The 15,662-nt window shown below is 72.0% G+C and carries 11 protein-coding genes and 6 tRNA genes; 15 read left to right on the top strand and 2 right to left on the bottom strand.

What is annotated here, in order from left to right:
- Positions 1–73 precede the first annotated feature (73 nt).
- The 6 genes from topA (at position 74) to ASE20_RS07745 (ending at position 7,928) form a co-directional block, all read left to right on the top strand.
- Positions 74–2,791 (top strand): type I DNA topoisomerase, encoded by a 2,718-nt coding sequence (gene topA, locus ASE20_RS07770; RefSeq protein ID WP_056894002.1) that lies wholly within the window; start codon positions 74–76, stop codon positions 2,789–2,791.
- A 164-nt stretch (positions 2,792–2,955) separates the two neighbouring features.
- Positions 2,956–4,032, top strand: a complete 1,077-nt coding sequence (locus ASE20_RS07765; protein ID WP_157538359.1) for a TDT family transporter — start codon at positions 2,956–2,958, stop codon at positions 4,030–4,032.
- Positions 4,029–4,682, top strand: a complete 654-nt coding sequence (gene tmk / locus ASE20_RS07760) for a dTMP kinase (RefSeq protein WP_056894001.1) — start codon at positions 4,029–4,031, stop codon at positions 4,680–4,682. The genes ASE20_RS07765 and tmk overlap by 4 nt, the downstream gene beginning before the upstream one ends.
- A complete protein-coding gene (locus ASE20_RS07755) occupies positions 4,679–5,833 on the top strand; it encodes a DNA polymerase III subunit delta' (RefSeq protein WP_056894000.1) in 1,155 nt (384 codons plus the stop codon). Before tmk ends, ASE20_RS07755 begins: the two co-directional genes overlap by 4 nt.
- Before the next feature lie 30 nt (positions 5,834–5,863).
- Positions 5,864–7,414: an alpha/beta hydrolase gene (locus tag ASE20_RS07750; RefSeq protein ID WP_056893999.1), complete on the top strand. Its 1,551-nt coding sequence runs from the start codon at positions 5,864–5,866 to the stop codon at positions 7,412–7,414.
- 22 nt (positions 7,415–7,436) lie between these two features.
- Complete coding sequence (locus ASE20_RS07745; RefSeq protein ID WP_200952743.1) at positions 7,437–7,928, top strand: hypothetical protein; 492 nt, start codon at positions 7,437–7,439, stop codon at positions 7,926–7,928.
- Here the strand turns inward: ASE20_RS07745 and ASE20_RS07740 are convergent.
- Entirely contained in the window at positions 7,885–8,835 is a 951-nt protein-coding gene (locus tag ASE20_RS07740; protein ID WP_056893997.1) for a LysR family transcriptional regulator, read from the bottom strand. The genes ASE20_RS07745 and ASE20_RS07740 overlap by 44 nt on opposite strands.
- 62 nt (positions 8,836–8,897) lie before the next feature.
- On the opposite strand from ASE20_RS07740, the gene ASE20_RS07735 reads away from it, so the two are divergent.
- The 8 genes from ASE20_RS07735 (at position 8,898) to ASE20_RS07705 (ending at position 11,199) form a co-directional block, all read left to right on the top strand.
- Positions 8,898–9,098, top strand: a complete 201-nt coding sequence (locus ASE20_RS07735) for a hypothetical protein (protein ID WP_056893996.1) — start codon at positions 8,898–8,900, stop codon at positions 9,096–9,098.
- Between the two features lie 73 nt (positions 9,099–9,171).
- Positions 9,172–9,244, top strand: a tRNA-Thr gene (locus ASE20_RS07730).
- A gap of 313 nt (positions 9,245–9,557) precedes the next feature.
- Positions 9,558–10,310, top strand: coding sequence for an alkaline phosphatase family protein (locus tag ASE20_RS07725; protein ID WP_225868983.1), 753 nt, complete (start codon positions 9,558–9,560; stop codon positions 10,308–10,310).
- A 346-nt stretch (positions 10,311–10,656) separates the two neighbouring features.
- A tRNA-Asp gene (locus ASE20_RS07720) sits at positions 10,657–10,742 on the top strand.
- Positions 10,743–10,830 (top strand) — tRNA-Ser (locus ASE20_RS24665).
- A gap of 100 nt (positions 10,831–10,930) precedes the next feature.
- Positions 10,931–11,014: transfer RNA gene (locus ASE20_RS07715), tRNA-Leu, on the top strand.
- Positions 11,015–11,017: 3 nt separating this feature from the next.
- Positions 11,018–11,101 (top strand) — tRNA-Leu (locus ASE20_RS07710).
- 26 nt (positions 11,102–11,127) lie between these two features.
- Positions 11,128–11,199, top strand: a tRNA-Arg gene (locus tag ASE20_RS07705).
- A 1-nt stretch (position 11,200) separates the two neighbouring features.
- Here the strand turns inward: ASE20_RS07705 and ASE20_RS07700 are convergent.
- The gene (locus tag ASE20_RS07700) at positions 11,201–12,124 is read right to left on the bottom strand and encodes a LysR family transcriptional regulator (protein ID WP_225868982.1); all 924 of its coding nucleotides are present in this window, start codon (positions 12,122–12,124) and stop codon (positions 11,201–11,203) included.
- A gap of 72 nt (positions 12,125–12,196) precedes the next feature.
- Between ASE20_RS07700 and ASE20_RS07695 the strand changes: the two genes are divergently transcribed.
- On the top strand, positions 12,197–15,625 hold the full coding sequence (locus tag ASE20_RS07695) for a bifunctional proline dehydrogenase/L-glutamate gamma-semialdehyde dehydrogenase (protein WP_056893994.1): 3,429 nt from the start codon (positions 12,197–12,199) through the stop codon (positions 15,623–15,625).
- The last annotated feature ends 37 nt before the right edge of the window (positions 15,626–15,662 follow it).

Genomic DNA, 15,662 nt, shown 5'->3' with positions numbered 1-15,662 from the left:
TGGACAGCACGCGCTACCGTGATCGGCCGTAAGACCGGTTCACCCAGCAGCACGTCCAGTAGAGAAGGTCCCTGTGGCACACAAGTTGGTGATCGTCGAGTCGCCGGCCAAGGCCCGCACCATCGGCGGGTACCTCGGCAGCGGCTATGTCGTCGAGTCGTCCATCGGCCACATCCGCGACCTCCCGAACAACGCCGCGGACACCCCGGCGAAGATCAAGGACAAGCCGTGGGGCCGGCTCGCGATCGACGTGGAGAACGGCTTCGAGCCCTACTACGTCGTCCCGCGCGACAAGAAGAGCCACATCTCCAAGCTCAAGCAGCTCCTGAAGGACGCCGACGAGCTCTACCTCGCCACCGATGAGGACCGCGAGGGGGAGGCCATCGCCTGGCACCTGCTCGACGAGCTGAAGCCGAAGGGCATCCCGGTCCACCGGATGGTCTTCCACGAGATCACCAAGGCCGCGATCCAGGAGGCCGCCGCCAACCCGCGCGAGCTCGACATGGACCTCGTCGAGGCGCAGGAGACCCGCCGTCTCCTCGACCGCCTCTACGGCTACGAGGTCTCGCCGGTGCTGTGGCGCAAGGTGATGTCGGGCCTGTCCGCCGGCCGTGTGCAGTCCGTCGCGACCCGGCTCGTGGTCGACCGCGAGAAGGAGCGGATGGCCTTCCGGGCCGCCTCCTACTGGGACCTCGAGGGCACCTTCGACGCCGGATCCGGGCACGACCAGCGGATGTTCCCGGCCAAGCTGCACACGATCGACGGCACCCGTGTCGCGAGCGGCAGCAACTTCGGCCAGGACGGCCAGCTCAAGGCGAAGTCCGACGTCGTCCACCTGGACCAGCGCCGGGCCGAGGCCCTCGTCTCGGCGCTCTCCGACACGTCGTACGACGTCCGGTCGGTCGAGGCGAAGCCCTACCGCCGCTCGCCGTACGCCCCCTTCCGCACCACCACGCTGCAGCAGGAGGCGAGCCGCAAGCTCGGCATGAGCGCGTCGGTGACGATGAGCGTCGCGCAGCGTCTCTACGAGAACGGCTTCATCACCTACATGCGTACCGACAGCACCACGCTGTCGGGCAGCGCGATCGGCGCGGCGCGGGCCCAGGTCCAGGAGCTGTACGGCGCCGAGTACCTCCCCGACGCGCCCCGCACCTACGCCAGCAAGGTCAAGAACGCCCAGGAGGCGCACGAGGCGATCCGGCCCGCGGGCGACTCGTTCCGCACGCCGGCGCAGACCGGCCTGACCGGCGACCAGTTCCGCCTCTACGAGCTGATCTGGCAGCGCACGGTCGCCTCGCAGATGAAGGACGCCGTCGGCCAGTCGGTCACGATCCGCCTCGGCGGCTCGGCCGCCACGGGAGAGGACGTCGTCTTCTCCGCGTCCGGCCGCGTGATCACCTTCCACGGGTTCCTCAAGGCCTACGTCGAGGGCACCGACGACTCGGCGGCCGCCAAGGACGACCAGGAGACCCGGCTGCCGAACCTGCAGCAGGGCGACCCGGTCCAGGCCGCGTCGCTGACGGCCAACGGTCACGAGACCAAGCCGCCGGCCCGCTACACCGAGGCCACGCTGATCAAGGAGCTCGAGGACCGCGAGATCGGTCGTCCGTCGACGTACGCCTCGATCATCGGGACCATCCTCAACCGCGGCTACGTCTACAAGAAGGGCACTGCGCTGGTGCCCGCCTGGATCGCCTTCTCCGTGGTGCGGCTGCTGACCGAGCACTTCACGCGGCTCATCGACTACGACTTCACCGCCGGCATGGAGACCGTCCTCGACGACATCGCCCGCGGCGACAAGAGCCGGGTCGCCGAGCTGACCGAGTTCTACTACGGCTCGGACCGGCTGGCCGGCCTGCAGCGCCTGGTCACCGAGCTGGGCGACATCGACGCCAAGGAGCTGGCCACCTTCCCGGTGACCGGTCCGGACGGTGCCGAATCGGGCATCGACCTGCGTGTGGGCAAGTACGGCCCCTACCTGGAGGGCCCCGACGACGGCTCCGGCACGCGCGTGCGCGCCAACGTGCCCGACGACCTGCCGCCCGACGAGCTGACCGTCGACAAGGCGAAGGAGCTGCTGGCCAACCCGGCCGGCGAGGAGATCGACCTCGGCGTCCACCCCGAGTCGGGCCTGCAGGTCGTGGCGAAGAACGGCCGCTTCGGTCCCTACGTCACCGAGGTGCTGCCCGAGGACGCGCCCAAGAGCGCGAAGCCGCGCACCGGTTCGCTCTTCAAGTCGATGTCCCTCGACACGATCACCCTGGACGACGCGGTCAAGCTGATCTCGCTGCCCCGCATCGTCGGCGCCGGTGAGGACGGCGAGGAGATCACCGCCCAGAACGGCCGCTACGGGCCGTACCTGAAGAAGGGCACCGACTCCCGCTCGCTCACCAGCGAGGACCAGATCTTCGGCATCACCCTCGACGAGGCACTGAAGATCTACAGCCAGCCCAAGCAGCGCGGTCGCGCGGCCGCGGCGCCGCCGCTCAAGGAGCTCGGCAACGACCCGGTCTCCGGGCAGCCCGTGGTCGTGAAGGCAGGACGCTTCGGCGAGTACGTCACCGACGGCGAGTACAACGCCACCCTGCGCAAGGACGACTCGGTCGAGTCGATCACGATCGAGCGGGCGGCCGAGCTGCTCGCCGAGCGACGCGCGAAGGGCCCGGCGAAGAAGACGGCCAAGAAGGGCGCGAAGAAGGCTCCCGCCAAGAAGGCGGCGGCCAAGAAGACTACGGCCAAGAAGGCGCCGGCGAAGAAGACCGCTGCCAAGAAGGCTGCCAAGAAGTCCTAGCCGGTCCGGCGGTTGAGGTGCGAGGAGCGCCAGCGCCGAGGCGGCCCGGTGGTTGAGGTGCGAGGAGCGCCAGCGACGAGCCTCGAAACCCTCACAAGGTTACCTTGTGAGGGCCCAGTCCGGTGTTCGTTCCGCGCGCGCGGCCGACCCGGCACCGTGGAGACGTGATTCCCCACGGACCCAACTGGTACGCCGCCGTCATGGGCACCGGCATCCTCGCCGTCGTCCTGAGCGACCTCCCGTTCGACCTGCCCGGGGCGTCGTACGCCGCCACCGGGTTCTGGCTGCTCGCCCTGGCCCTGCTGGTGGCGGTCACGGTGGTCGGGTCGCGGGCCGGGCGGCCGTTCGCCCACCTCGGCGACCCCGTCCTCGCCCACTTCTACGGCGCCACCGCGATGGGCCTGATGACGGTGGGCGCGGCGACCGGTGCGGTCGGCGGCCGGTGGCTCGGCCCGGTGGCCCTGCCGCTCGAGGGCGGCCTGTGGGCGGCGGGCACCGTGCTGGGCCTGGCAACCGCGGTGGTGGTGCCGTACTGCGCGATCACGGTGCACGAGGTCGGCGACGAGAGCGCCTTCGGTGGCTGGCTGATGCCCGTCGTCCCGCCGATGGTGAGCGCGGCGACCGGCACCGCCCTGCTCGCGCACCTGCCCGCCGGTGAGTTCCGCGCCACCATGCTCGCGCTGCTGTGCGCGTGCTTCGGGATCGCCTTCCTCGCCACGCTGGTGATCCTGCCGGCCATCTGGCAGCGGGTGCTGCGCCACGGGCCCGGCGTACCGGCGACCGTGCCGACGCTGTGGATCGTGCTCGGCCCGCTCGGGCAGTCGGTCACGGCGGCGTACCACCTCACCGGCGCCGCCCCGCTCACCCTGCCCGGTCAGGACCCGGAGCTCCTCCGGACGCTGTTCCTGGCCTTCGCCCTGCCGGTCTGGGGTTTCGCGCTGCTGTGGCTGGCGCTGGCCGGTGCGCTGACCGTGCGGCAGCTGCGCGCGGGCCTGCCGTTCGCGCCCACCTGGTGGTCGTTCACCTTCCCGGTCGGCACCCTCGTCACCGGTACGACGGCCCTGGCCCACGCGAGCGGACTGGTCCTCTTCTCCGTCGCCACGGCCGGACTGCTGGCGCTGCTGCTGGTCGCGTGGAGCGTGGTGGCCGCCGCGACGACGCGGGCGTTCCTGCCTGCTCGTCCCGCAACCCGACCCGCCCGCGACAACCGTCGGTCCCGTCTCGTAGGTTCGGTCCCGTGACCACGACCCCGGGCCAGTACGCCGACACCGGTGTCTTCGTCTGCTTCGAGGGCGGCGAGGGCGGCGGGAAGTCGACGCAGTCGCGCCTGCTGCGCGACCGCCTGGAGGCCGAGGGCTACGGCGTGGTGCTCACCTTCGAGCCGGGCGACACTCCCGTCGGCAAGGAGATGCGGCGCATCGTCCTGAGCCCCGAGACGGGCGAGTTGGCCCACAAGACGGAGTTCCTGCTCTACCTCGCCGACAAGTCCGAGCACGTCGAGACCCTGGTCCGGCCCGCGCTCGCGCGCGGCGAGGTCGTCGTCACCGACCGCTACGTCGACTCGACCCTCGCCTACCAGGGCGCGGGCCGCGCGCTGGAGGTCGCCGAGCTCGAGCAGGTCGCGCGGTGGGCGACCGGCGACCTGCGACCGCACCTGACCGTCGTCCTCGACGTCGAGCCGTCGGCCGGGCTGGCCCGGTTCGAGGGGCGCGACCGGATCGAGGGGGAGTCGCTGGCGTTCCACCAGCGGGTGCAGCTGGCCTTCCTCGACCTCGCCGCGCAGGACCCCGACCACTACCTCGTCGTCGACGCCCGTGCGTCGATCGAGGAGATCGCCGCGGCCATCGCCGCGCGGGTCGAGCCGCTGCTCGACCGGGCGGTCCGTCGATGACCGGGATCTGGGACACCCTCGTCGGCCAGCGGCCGACCATCGACCTGATGCAGAAGGCCGTCGCCGGCCACGGCATGACCCATGCCTGGCTGTTCACGGGCCCGCCCGGGTCGGGCCGCTCCAACGCCGCGGTGGCGTTCGCGGCGGCGTTGCAGTGCCCCCAGGGCGGCGTCGGGCCCGACTGCCCGGACCGCTGCCACGCCTGCCACACGGTGCTCGCTGGCTCGCACGCCGACGTGAGCCTGATCCGCACGGAGAAGCTCTCGATCGGCGTCGACGAGGTGCGCGACCTGGTCCGCCGTGCCTCGCTGAGCCCGATGGGGGACCGCTGGCAGATCCTCGTCGTCGAGGACGCCGACCGGTTGACCGACCAGGCCTGCAACGCGCTGCTCAAGGCGATCGAGGAGCCCAACGGCCGCACCGTGTGGATGCTCTGCGCGCCGACGGTCGAGGACGTGCTGCCGACCATCAGGTCCCGCTGCCGCCTGGTCACCCTCGCGACGCCGACCACGCAGGAGGTGGCCGGCTTCCTGGTCGCTCGCGGCATCGAGGAGCGCCTGGCGTCGTACGCCGCCCGGGCGAGCCAGGGCCACATCGGCCGGGCCCGCGCGCTCGCCTTCGACGAGGCGGTGCGCACCCGGAGGCAGGAGGTCGTCGCGATCCCGGCGAGGCTGACCAACCTCGGGCGCTGCATGGACGCAGCCGCGCGCCTCTCGGTGACCTCGAAGGAGGAGGCCGACGAGATCACGGCACAGCTCGACGCCAAGGAGAAGACCGACCTCGACACGGCCTACGGCGTCGTCGAGCGCGGCCGTCGTCCGCGGGAGTACGGGCCGGCCCTGGCCGCGCTCGAGAAGGCCCAGCGGACCCGCGCCAAGCGCCGTCACCTCGACATGGTCGACCGCGGCCTGACCGACCTCGTGTCGGTCTACCGCGACGCGATCGCGATCGCCACGGGAGCGCCCGGGGCACTGGTCAACGAGGAGATCCGCGACCAGGTCGAGGAGATCGCGCGGTCCACGACGCCGGAGCTCAACCTGCGCCGGATCGGCTGGATCTTCGCGGCGCGCGAGCAGATGCTCGAGTTCAACGTGCCGGTCGCCTTGGCGCTGGAGTCCATGATGGTGGCGCTGAAGGCGCCGCAACGCTGAGCGCGTGACGCACGACGGAGAGGGACCGGAGTGAGCAAGAAGCTGATCATCGCCGTGAGCGTGATCTGGGCACTGGTGATCGCAGGCGGCCTCGGCATCGGAGTGGTGCTGCTGACCGACGGCGACGACGAGCCCGACGACGCGCCCGACAAGGGCGCGGACGCGAGCCAGGACGTCGAGCCCGGCAGGAGCACGCTCGACGACTACTACGGGCAGGAGCTCACGTGGTCGGCGTGCGGCGACGACGAGTGCGCGTCGCTCGACGTACCCGTCAGCTACCAGGACCTGTCCCTCGGCACGATCAAGCTCGCCGTCGAGCGTGCGGGGGCGACGGGCAAGCGGGTCGGCTCCCTCGTCGTGAACCCGGGGGGTCCCGGCGCCGGCGGCACCTACCTCGCCGAGCAGGCCGACAGCTACTTCGCCTCCGACCTGCGCGCCGCCTTCGACATCGTCGGCTTCGACCCGCGCGGCACCGGCGACTCCTCGCCCGTCGACTGCCTGACCGACGACGAGCTCGACGCCTACATCGCCGCCGACCCCGACCCGGACACCCCCGACGAGGTCGAGCAGGGCGTCGAGAACGCCGAGGAGTTCTGGTCCGGCTGCGAGGCGAAGTCCCCGGCCATGGGTGCCCACGTGAGCACCGTCGAGGCCGCCCGCGACATGGACGTCCTGCGCGCCGCGCTCGGCCAGGACAAGCTCGACTACCTCGGCTTCTCCTACGGCACGCGCCTCGGCGCGACGTACGCCGAGCTCTACCCCGACAAGGTCGGCCGGCTCGTCCTCGACGGCGCCATCGACCCGTCGCTGACCTCGCGCGACGGCGCGCTGAGCCAGGCCGCCGGCTTCGAGACCGCGCTGCGCTCCTACGTCAAGGACTGCGTCGACGGCGGCTCCTGCTTCCTCGGCAGCACCGTCGACGACGGCATCGCGAAGATCAAGGACCTGATCGACTCGATCGACGAGAAGCCGCTCCCGACCACCGACTCCGAGGGTCGTGACCTCACCGTCGGGCTCGCGTTCTACGGCCTGATCACGCCGCTCTACTCCCGCGACAACTGGCCCGCGCTCGACCAGGGCCTCACCCAGGCGCTCGACGGCGATGGCTCCACGCTGCTGCTGCTCGCCGACCTCTACGGCTCGCGCGAGGACGGCAAGTACACCGACAACTCACTCGAGGCGATCAGCGTGATCAACTGCCTCGACGACCCGTGGTCGATCTCCGCCGACGAGGTCCCCGGCCAGTTCGCCGACTTCGAGAAGGCCTCGCCCACCTTCGGGAAGGTCTTCGCCTGGGGGTTGACCGCCTGCCACGGCGACCCGTTCACCTCGACCGACGAGCCGGACCTGGTGATCGACGGTGCGGGGGCCGCGCCGATCGTGGTGCTCGGTACGACGCGCGACCCCGCGACGCCGTACCAGGAGGCGGTGGCGATGGCGAAGCAGCTGGAGTCCGGCGTGCTCGTCAGCCGCGACGGCGACGGGCACACCGCCTACAACAAGGGCAACAGCTGCATCGACGACGCCGTGCACGCCTACCTCATCGACGGCGTGGTGCCCAAGGACGGGTTGAGCTGCTGACGTGTGGGGCGATCGCTGGGGCGTGACGGACGACGAGGTCGTCCGCCGCTACCCCTGCGACGAGCTCGTCCCGGACCCGACGCTGTCGGCCTGGCGGGCGGTGACCGTGGCGGCCGCACCGGAGCGGGTGTGGCCGTGGATCGTCCAGGTCCGGTTGGCGCCGTACTCCTACGACTGGATCGACAACCTCGGCCGCCGCTCCCCGCGCGAGCTCCGCGCCCTGCCGGACCCGGTGCCCGGCGACCCGTTCACCGCCTCCGCCGGACGCCCGCTCGGCCGGGTCCTCGCCGTCGTGCCGGGGGAGCACCTGACGGCGCGGATCATGGGCGCCACGATGACCTACCTGCTGGTGCCGGCCGACGCCGGCCGAACCCGGCTGGTGCTGAAGATCGTGGCCGCCGTACCGCGGTGGCAGGCGCCGCTGATCGCGGTCGGCGACCTGGTGATGGCCCGCCGCCAGCTGCTCAACCTCAAGCGTCTCGCGGAGGGGCGGCCGGACCCACCGGCTCGATGATCGCCTGGATCCGCTGGGTGGCGAGCTCGATCAGCAGCTGCGCGGCGGGCGAGAGCGTGGCACCCGCGCGGTGCACGATCGCCATCGTGTCGTAGACCCGCGGCCGCAGCGACACCCAGCCGGCGTTGGGCGCCAGCCGCGGCAGCAGCTGCAGCGCCGCGCCCTTGTTGACCACCGAGTCCGCGAGACCGCGCCCGACCAGCTCGACGGCCGTCTCGACGTCCTCGACCTCGATCCGCGTGCTGGGGTTGTAGCCCGCCTCGTGGAGCATCCGGCGCAGCACGATGCGCGCGGAGTCGGACTCCCGCCACGTCGTCTCGGGCATCACGATCGACGCCTCCGCGAGCTGCTTCGCCGTCACCGGCGCGGTCAGCCGGCTCGGATCGGCCGAGACGTAGACCAGCTCGTCGCGGGCGATCGGCGTGATCGTCATCCCCTCGCTCGACAGGCCGGCGACGGCGATCATGGCGGCCTCCAGCCGCCCCCGCCGCAGGTTCTCCTGCACGTCCATGGAGTGCTGCCCGATGAGCTCGACGCGGACGCCGGGATAGCGCTCCAGCACGTCGGCGACGAGCCCTGCGCCGCCGTACAGACGGGCGACGCCGAACATCCCGAACCGGATCGTCCCGGTCTCCAGCGACCGGATGCTCGCCACCGCCCGCTGCGCCTCGTCCGCCGCCGCCAGCACCTTCTCGGCGTGCGGTCGGAAGGTGTCCGCGGCCGTCGTCGGTACGACGCCCCGCCCCACCCGCCGGAAGAGCGGCACGCCGAGGTGCTTCTCCAGGTTCCGCACCTGCTCCGACACGCTCGGCTGCGCGTACCCCAGCTCCTCGGCGGCGCCGGTGAGCGAGCGGTGCTCGTAGGTCGACAGGAAGCACGTGAGCTGGTGGAGCGAGAACGAAGCCATAGGGATTCCCTTGAGAAGCGTCAGGAAAGAGAGCCTACCCCTTTGATCCGACGTTTCGGAGAATGGAGGTACACCACGACGCGATGCCCGAGGAGGCCTCCATGTTCACCCACGACTGCCCGTCCTGCGGCCGCCGCGAGCTCATCTTCAACGACCAGGTCACGGCCCTCGAGAACCACCTCGACGGCTTCCTGATCACCTTCACCTGCTGGTGCGGCGCCACCGGCACCCACCTCGAGGAGCGGATCGTCCCCGCCGCCTGACCCTCCGGACCGGGCCGATTCGCGGTCGTCTCGCTCCCGCCGGTATGCTTCCGCGGTCGCCCTCGGGCGGCACGCCGCCTTAGCTCAGTCGGTAGAGCGAGTCACTCGTAATGACTAGGTCGTCGGTTCGATTCCGACAGGCGGCTCCGGCAAGGCCCTCTGACAGCAGCACGCTGCGCGGAGGGCCTTCTGCGTTGGGGCGGGTCTAGGGTCTGGCTCGTGAAGAGAAGCGCGCCACTCGGCGCTCTGGTCGTCGCGTGTCTGCTGGCCGGGTGCGGAGGCGCCGGGACCACCAGCCGGTCGCACGCGACGTCGCCGCCCGCCAGTGCAGGAGTCCCCACCCTCACCACGTCTCCGAGCGGGAGGGCGAGTGACGGCGCCAGGCCGGGGCCGTCGGCGACATCGGCCACGCCGGCTCCGACCGCGGCGCCGCTCACCAGGCCCAGCAAGGTCCTCGTGGTGATCGAGGAGAACCACTCCCGGGACCAGATGCTGGCGCAGATGCCGCACCTGGCCCGCCTGGCCCACCGCTACGGGATGGCGACCCGGTGGAGCGCCCTGGTGCACCCCAGCGAGCCGAACTACCTCGCGATCGTGGGCGGGTCGATGTTCTCGGTCACCGACGACCGCTCGCCGTCACGCAACGCGCCGAAGGTCGGCCCGGCCGACAACGTGTTCGCGCGCGCGATCCGCGCCGGACGTACGGCGCGGACGTACGCCGAGTCGATGCCGTCGCCGTGCGCGCTGGAGAACCACGGCGACTACGCCGTGCGGCACAACCCGTGGACCTACTTCCCCGCAGACCGCCGCAACTGCGCGCGGTTCGACGTCAGCACGCAGCACTTCGCGGACGACGCGCGGTCCAACCGGTTGCCCGACGTGGGCCTGCTCGTCCCCAACCTGGTCCACGACGCGCACGACGGGTCGCTGGCAGCCGCGGACGAGTGGCTCGCCGCCTCGCTCGCGCCGGTGCTGGCCAGCACGGACTTCCGGACGGGGCGCCTGGTGGTCGTCGTCACGGCCGACGAGGACGACCGACACGCGGGCAACACCGTGCTCACGGCCGTTCTCACGCCGTGGCTGCGGCACAAGGTGGTCGACCGTCGGCTCGACCACTACTCCCTCCACCGGTTCATGGCCGAGCTGGTCGGCGTCGACCCGCTGGCCAACGGGGTCGGCGCGCGCGACATGCGCGGCGCCTTCGGGTTGTAGCGCCGGCGTGCGGGTGTGTCGGCCTCGCGCAAGGTCGCGCCTCCCGCGCCGCGACGCTGACCTCCCGCCGTCGGGAGAGGAAATCGTTGGCGGACGCCTGATCGTTGCGTCTACGGTTGCCCGCATGACGACCTGTCGGAGCTCCAGCACCACGGTCCGCGACCTCGCGGACCGTGCGCTGCGCGCTGCCCTCCTTCGCAGCTCGCAGCTGGACTCCACGGAGCCGCTCCTGACGTAGGTCCCGCCCACGGGTCCCGCCAGCAAGGGCCGCTCCAGCCGAGGCACAGCCTCGCCGGGGCGGCCCTTCTGCATGTCGGGGCGGAAACACAACTCAACAGCGGACACATGCGTCGGTCGCACGGCGGCCAGTGCAGCGGGCTGTCGCCCCGTGGCCTTCAGGCATCGCAGGTTCGGGTCCTGCCGGCGCACCCAGGAGGAGCCAGCCGACGGCCGGCGGCGGCAGCCGTTTCGAGGACGGAAGGCCCCATGGGGCGTGCGAGTTCGATCCTCGCCTCCTCCGCCCAGGAAGGTGACGTCGGGGTGGCCCGGCGACCGGTTGCTACCCGGTTCGTGGTCACGGCCATGAGGTTCGACTCCTCCGCCTTCCACGACACAGCAGGGCTCACCTGCCGGAACAGGTAGACGGACCGCGTTGAGGGCGCGGGGTCCTTCGGGACGTGAGGGTTCGACTCCCTCGGTGAGCACAGGCCCGCCTGGCGGAACAGGTAGACGCGCGGCGCTCAGGACGCCGTGTCCTTCGGGACATCCCGGTTCGACTCCGGGGGCGGGCACGCCACAACCCGACCCATCCACACAACCCGCCGTGGTCCAACGGACACGACGCGACGCTACGAACGTCGAGACGGAGGTTCGACTCCTCCCGGTGGGACTCACTCCACGCTCAGGTGCTCCGGTACGACGGACGCCAGCGCCTCGCGGCAGGCCCGGATCGCCGGCGTGCCGGCGATGGCCGAGCGGGTCGCGGTGAACACCGACCTCCGCCGGGGGTCGACGTCGACGACGCGGACGTCGGGCCGGCGTCGTACCCGCATCAGGTCGGGGAGGATCGCGACGGCGTTGCCGCTCTCGATCAGGGCGATCTGGGCCTCGAGGTCGTCGGTCTCGAAGCGGACGTCGGGCTCGAAGCCGGCCTGGCGGCACAGCTGCTCGGCCCAGTGCCGCGACGCGGTGCCGGCGGGCTCCATGGTCCAGGGGAGGTCGGCGGCGTCGGCGACCGAGCGGACCGACGACCACGGATCCCCCGACGGGGGTACGGCGAGCCGGAGCAGGTCGGTCGTGAGGGGCTCGCGGTCGAGGTCGGGGTAGAGGCGGGCGGCGTGGCCGGGGTACTCCTCGGCGACGACGAGGTCGAACTCGCGCATCCAGGTCTCGTAGAGCGCCTGCTCGGGCTCGCGCTGCGACATGGTCACGCGCAGCCGGGGGTGCCGGGCGGCGAGCTCGGTCAGCATCTGCGGCATGAAGGCCGACGCCGCGGACTGGAAGACGGCGACGCGCACGGTGCCGGACGCCCGGTGGTCCTGGGTCGCGACCTCGGAGGCGGCGAGCTCGAGGCGCTGCAGGATCACGGCGGTGTGGTCGACGAGGATCTCGGCGGCGGGGGTCAGCCGAACGCGGCGGCCCGCCTTCTCCAGCAGCGGTACGCCGACCTCGCGCTCCAGCTGCGTCAGCGCCTGCGACACCGACGACGGGCTCTGGTGCAGCGCTTCGGCGACCTCGGCGAGGGTGCCGCGCCGGCTCAGCTCGTGCAGCAGCCGCAGGCGCCGTACGTCGAGCAGGTCGGCCCGGAGATTCATCAGCACGCCTTACGGGATCGATTAAGAATTGATCGCTTTTCCCAAAGGATAGCGGGGGGTGACCATGAGCACATGACCCAGCAGAGCGTCGACACCTCCGTGCTCACCGACGTCGAGGCCCTCGTCCGGCAATGGCTCGACGAGGCCGCCACGCAGCCGGTCGCGCCCGCCGCGCGGCGCCTGGCCGACGTGCTGCGCGACCCCGCCGGGCTCGACTTCACCGTCGGCTTCGTCGACAAGGTGATCCGGCCCGAGGACCTGGCCGTCGCCGCCGCCAACCTGCAGCAGCTCGCGCGCACCGCGCCACGGTTCCTGCCCTGGCACCTGCGCCTGCTGGTCAAGATCGGCGCCGTGCTGTCGGTCGTCGCGCCGGGCATCGTCATCCCGATCGCCCGTCGTGCGCTGCGCCGGATGGTCGGCCACCTCCTGGTCGACGCCACCGACGCGCGTCTGGGCCGCTCCATCGCGCGGATCCGCGAGCGCGGCGTCGACCTCAACATCAACCTCCTCGGCGAGGCCGTGCTCGGCGAGGGAGAGGCCGGCCGCCGGCTCGAGGGCACCCAGCGGCTGCTCGCGCGGCCCGATGTCGACTACGTGTCGATCAAGGTCTCGGCCACCGTCCCGCCGCACAACCCGTGGGCGTTCGACGAGGCCGTCGCGCACATCGAGCAGAGCCTGCTGCCGCTGTTCACGCTGGCGGCCGAGGCGCCGACGCCGAAGTTCATCAACCTCGACATGGAGGAGTACCGCGACCTCGAGCTCACCATCGCGGTCTTCACGCGGCTGCTCGACCGCCCCGAGCTGGAGAAGCTGGAGGCCGGCATCGTGCTGCAGGCCTACCTGCCCGACGCGCTCTCGGCGATGATCCGGCTGCAGGAGTGGGCCGCGGCCCGTCGTACCCGGGGCGGGGCGGGCATCAAGGTCCGCCTGGTCAAGGGCGCCAACCTCCCGATGGAGCACGTCGAGGCGTCCCTGCACGACTGGCCGGTCGCCACCTGGTCGACCAAGCAGGAGTCGGACACCAACTACAAGCGGGTCCTCGACTACGCCCTGCGTCCCGAGCACGTCGCCAACGTCCGGCTCGGCGTCGCCGGCCACAACCTGTTCGACATCGCCTTCGCGTGGACCCTCGCCGGGCGTCGTGGCGTCCGCGACCGCATCGAGTTCGAGATGTTGCTGGGCATGGCCGAGGGCCAGGCCGAGGCCGTACGACGCACCGTCGGCGGGCTCCTGCTCTATGTCCCGGTCGTGCACCCCAAGGACTTCGACGTCGCGATCGCCTACCTCGTGCGCCGTCTCGAGGAGGGCGCCAGCCAGGACAACTTCATGTCCGCGGTCTTCGACCTCCACGACGACCAGCGCCTCTACGACCGCGAGAAGCAGCGCTTCGCCGCCTCGCTCGCCGCCCTCGACGACACGGTCCCGCTGCCGAACCGCCGGCAGGACCGGGCGACCGGTGACCCGTTCGCTGCCGTCGGTACGCCGGGCGGCTTCGCCAACACCCCCGACACCGACCCCGCCCTGCCGGCCAACCGCGCGTGGGGCCGGGCGATCACGCAGCGGGTCGCGACGACCACCGCGGGTGCGGACCTCGTCGCTGAGCACACGGTCCTCGACGCCGGCGTCCTCGACGGCGTGATCGCGACGGCGGTCGCCGCGGGCACCACCTGGGCCGCGCTGACGGGTGCCGAGCGGGCCGCCGTCCTGCGTCGTGCCGCGGGGACCCTCGAGGCCGCGCGCGCCGAGCTGCTCGAGGTGATGGCCGCGGAGTGCGGCAAGACCCTCGACCAGGGCGATCCCGAGGTCTCCGAGGCGATCGACTTCGCCAACTACTACGCCCTGCTGGCCGAGCAGCTCGACGCCGTCGACGGCGCGCAGCACCGGGCGGTCGGCCTCACCGTCGTCACGCCGCCGTGGAACTTCCCGGTCGCGATCCCCGCCGGTTCGGTGCTCTCGGCGCTGGCCGCGGGCAGCCCGGTCGTCGTCAAGCCGGCCACCCAGGCCCAGCGCTCGGGCTCGGTCATGGTGCAGGCGCTGTGGGACGCCGGCGTACCGCGGGACGTGCTGCAGCTGGTCCACCTCGAGGAGAACGACCTCGGCCGTCGCCTCGTCGCCGACCCGCGCGTGGGCCGGTTGATCCTGACCGGCGCCTTCGAGACCGCCTCGCTGTTCCGCGGCTTCCGCCCGGACCTGCCGCTGCTCGCGGAGACCAGCGGCAAGAACGCAATCGTCGTCACCCCGCACGCCGACCTCGACCTCGCGGTCAAGGACCTGGTCACCTCCGCGTTCGGCCACGCCGGCCAGAAGTGCTCGGCCGCATCCCTCGGCATCCTCGTCGGCTCGGTCGCCACCTCGCGCCGCTTCCTCACCCAGCTCGTCGACGCGGTGACCTCGCTCAAGGTCGGCTACCCCTCCGACCCGACCGTCCAGATGGGCCCGGTCATCGAGCCCGCCCAGGGCAAGGTGCTCCGGGCGCTGACCGAGCTCGCGCCTGGCGAGAGCTGGCTGGTCGAGCCGCGCCGGCTCGACGACACCGGCCGGCTCTGGTCGCCCGGCGTGAAGACCGGCGTACGACGCGGCTCCGAGTTCCACCTGACGGAGTACTTCGGCCCGGTGCTCGGCCTGATCGCGGCCGACGACCTCGACGAGGCGATCGCCATCCAGAACCAGGTCGACTACGGCCTCACCGCCGGCCTGCACTCCCTCGACCGTGGCGAGATCGAGCGCTGGATCGACCGCGTCGAGGCCGGCAACGCCTACGTCAACCGCACCACCGTGGGTGCCATCGTGCGCCGCCAGCCGTTCGGCGGCTGGAAGAAGTCCGCCGTCGGTGCCGGCTCCAAGGCGGGCGGCCCGAGCTACCTGATCGGCCTCAGTGACTGGGCCCCGTCGCCCGCCACCGCCGTCGCCCCCCTCGGTACGACGGCCCGCGGCCTCCTCGACGCGGCCCGGAAGCTGTCGCTCGCCGAGGACCGGATCGCCTTCCTGGAGCGGGCGTTCGGCTCCGACGCCCTCGCCTGGCGCGACGAGCTCGGCGTGGCGCGCGACGTCTCCGGCCTGATGGCGGAGAAGAACGTGCTGCGCCACCTGCCGATCCCGGTGACCGTCCGCGACGAGCGGGGCGACACCGCCGACCTGCTCCGCGTCGCCGGCGCCGGCGTCCTCGTCGGCTCGGAGGTCACGGTCTCCACGCCCGCGCCGCTCGAGGCCGCGGTCACGCAGCTGCTCGAGAGGCTGGGCGTCCGGGTCCGCGTCGATGACGACGCCGCCTGGCAGCAGGTCCTGCGCACCCAGCCGCCCGCCCGCGTCCGCCTGCTCGGTGGCAGCCGCGCCGCCTTCGCCGAGCAGAGCGAGGGTCGCGCCGACATCGCGCTCCACGCCCAGCCCGTCCTCGAGGCCGGCCGGATCGAGCTGATGACCTTCCTGCGCGAGCAGGCGGTGGCGGTCACCGCCCACCGCTTCGGCTCGCCGACGCCGCTGGCGGAGGGTCTGTTCGCCTGACGGGACGGCTCCGGCGGCCGCGCCCAGCCGACCGCCC

The organism is Nocardioides sp. Root240 (assembly GCF_001428825.1).
Lineage (GTDB): Bacteria > Actinomycetota > Actinomycetes > Propionibacteriales > Nocardioidaceae > Nocardioides.
This window is presented reverse-complemented; position numbering and strand designations above follow the sequence as displayed.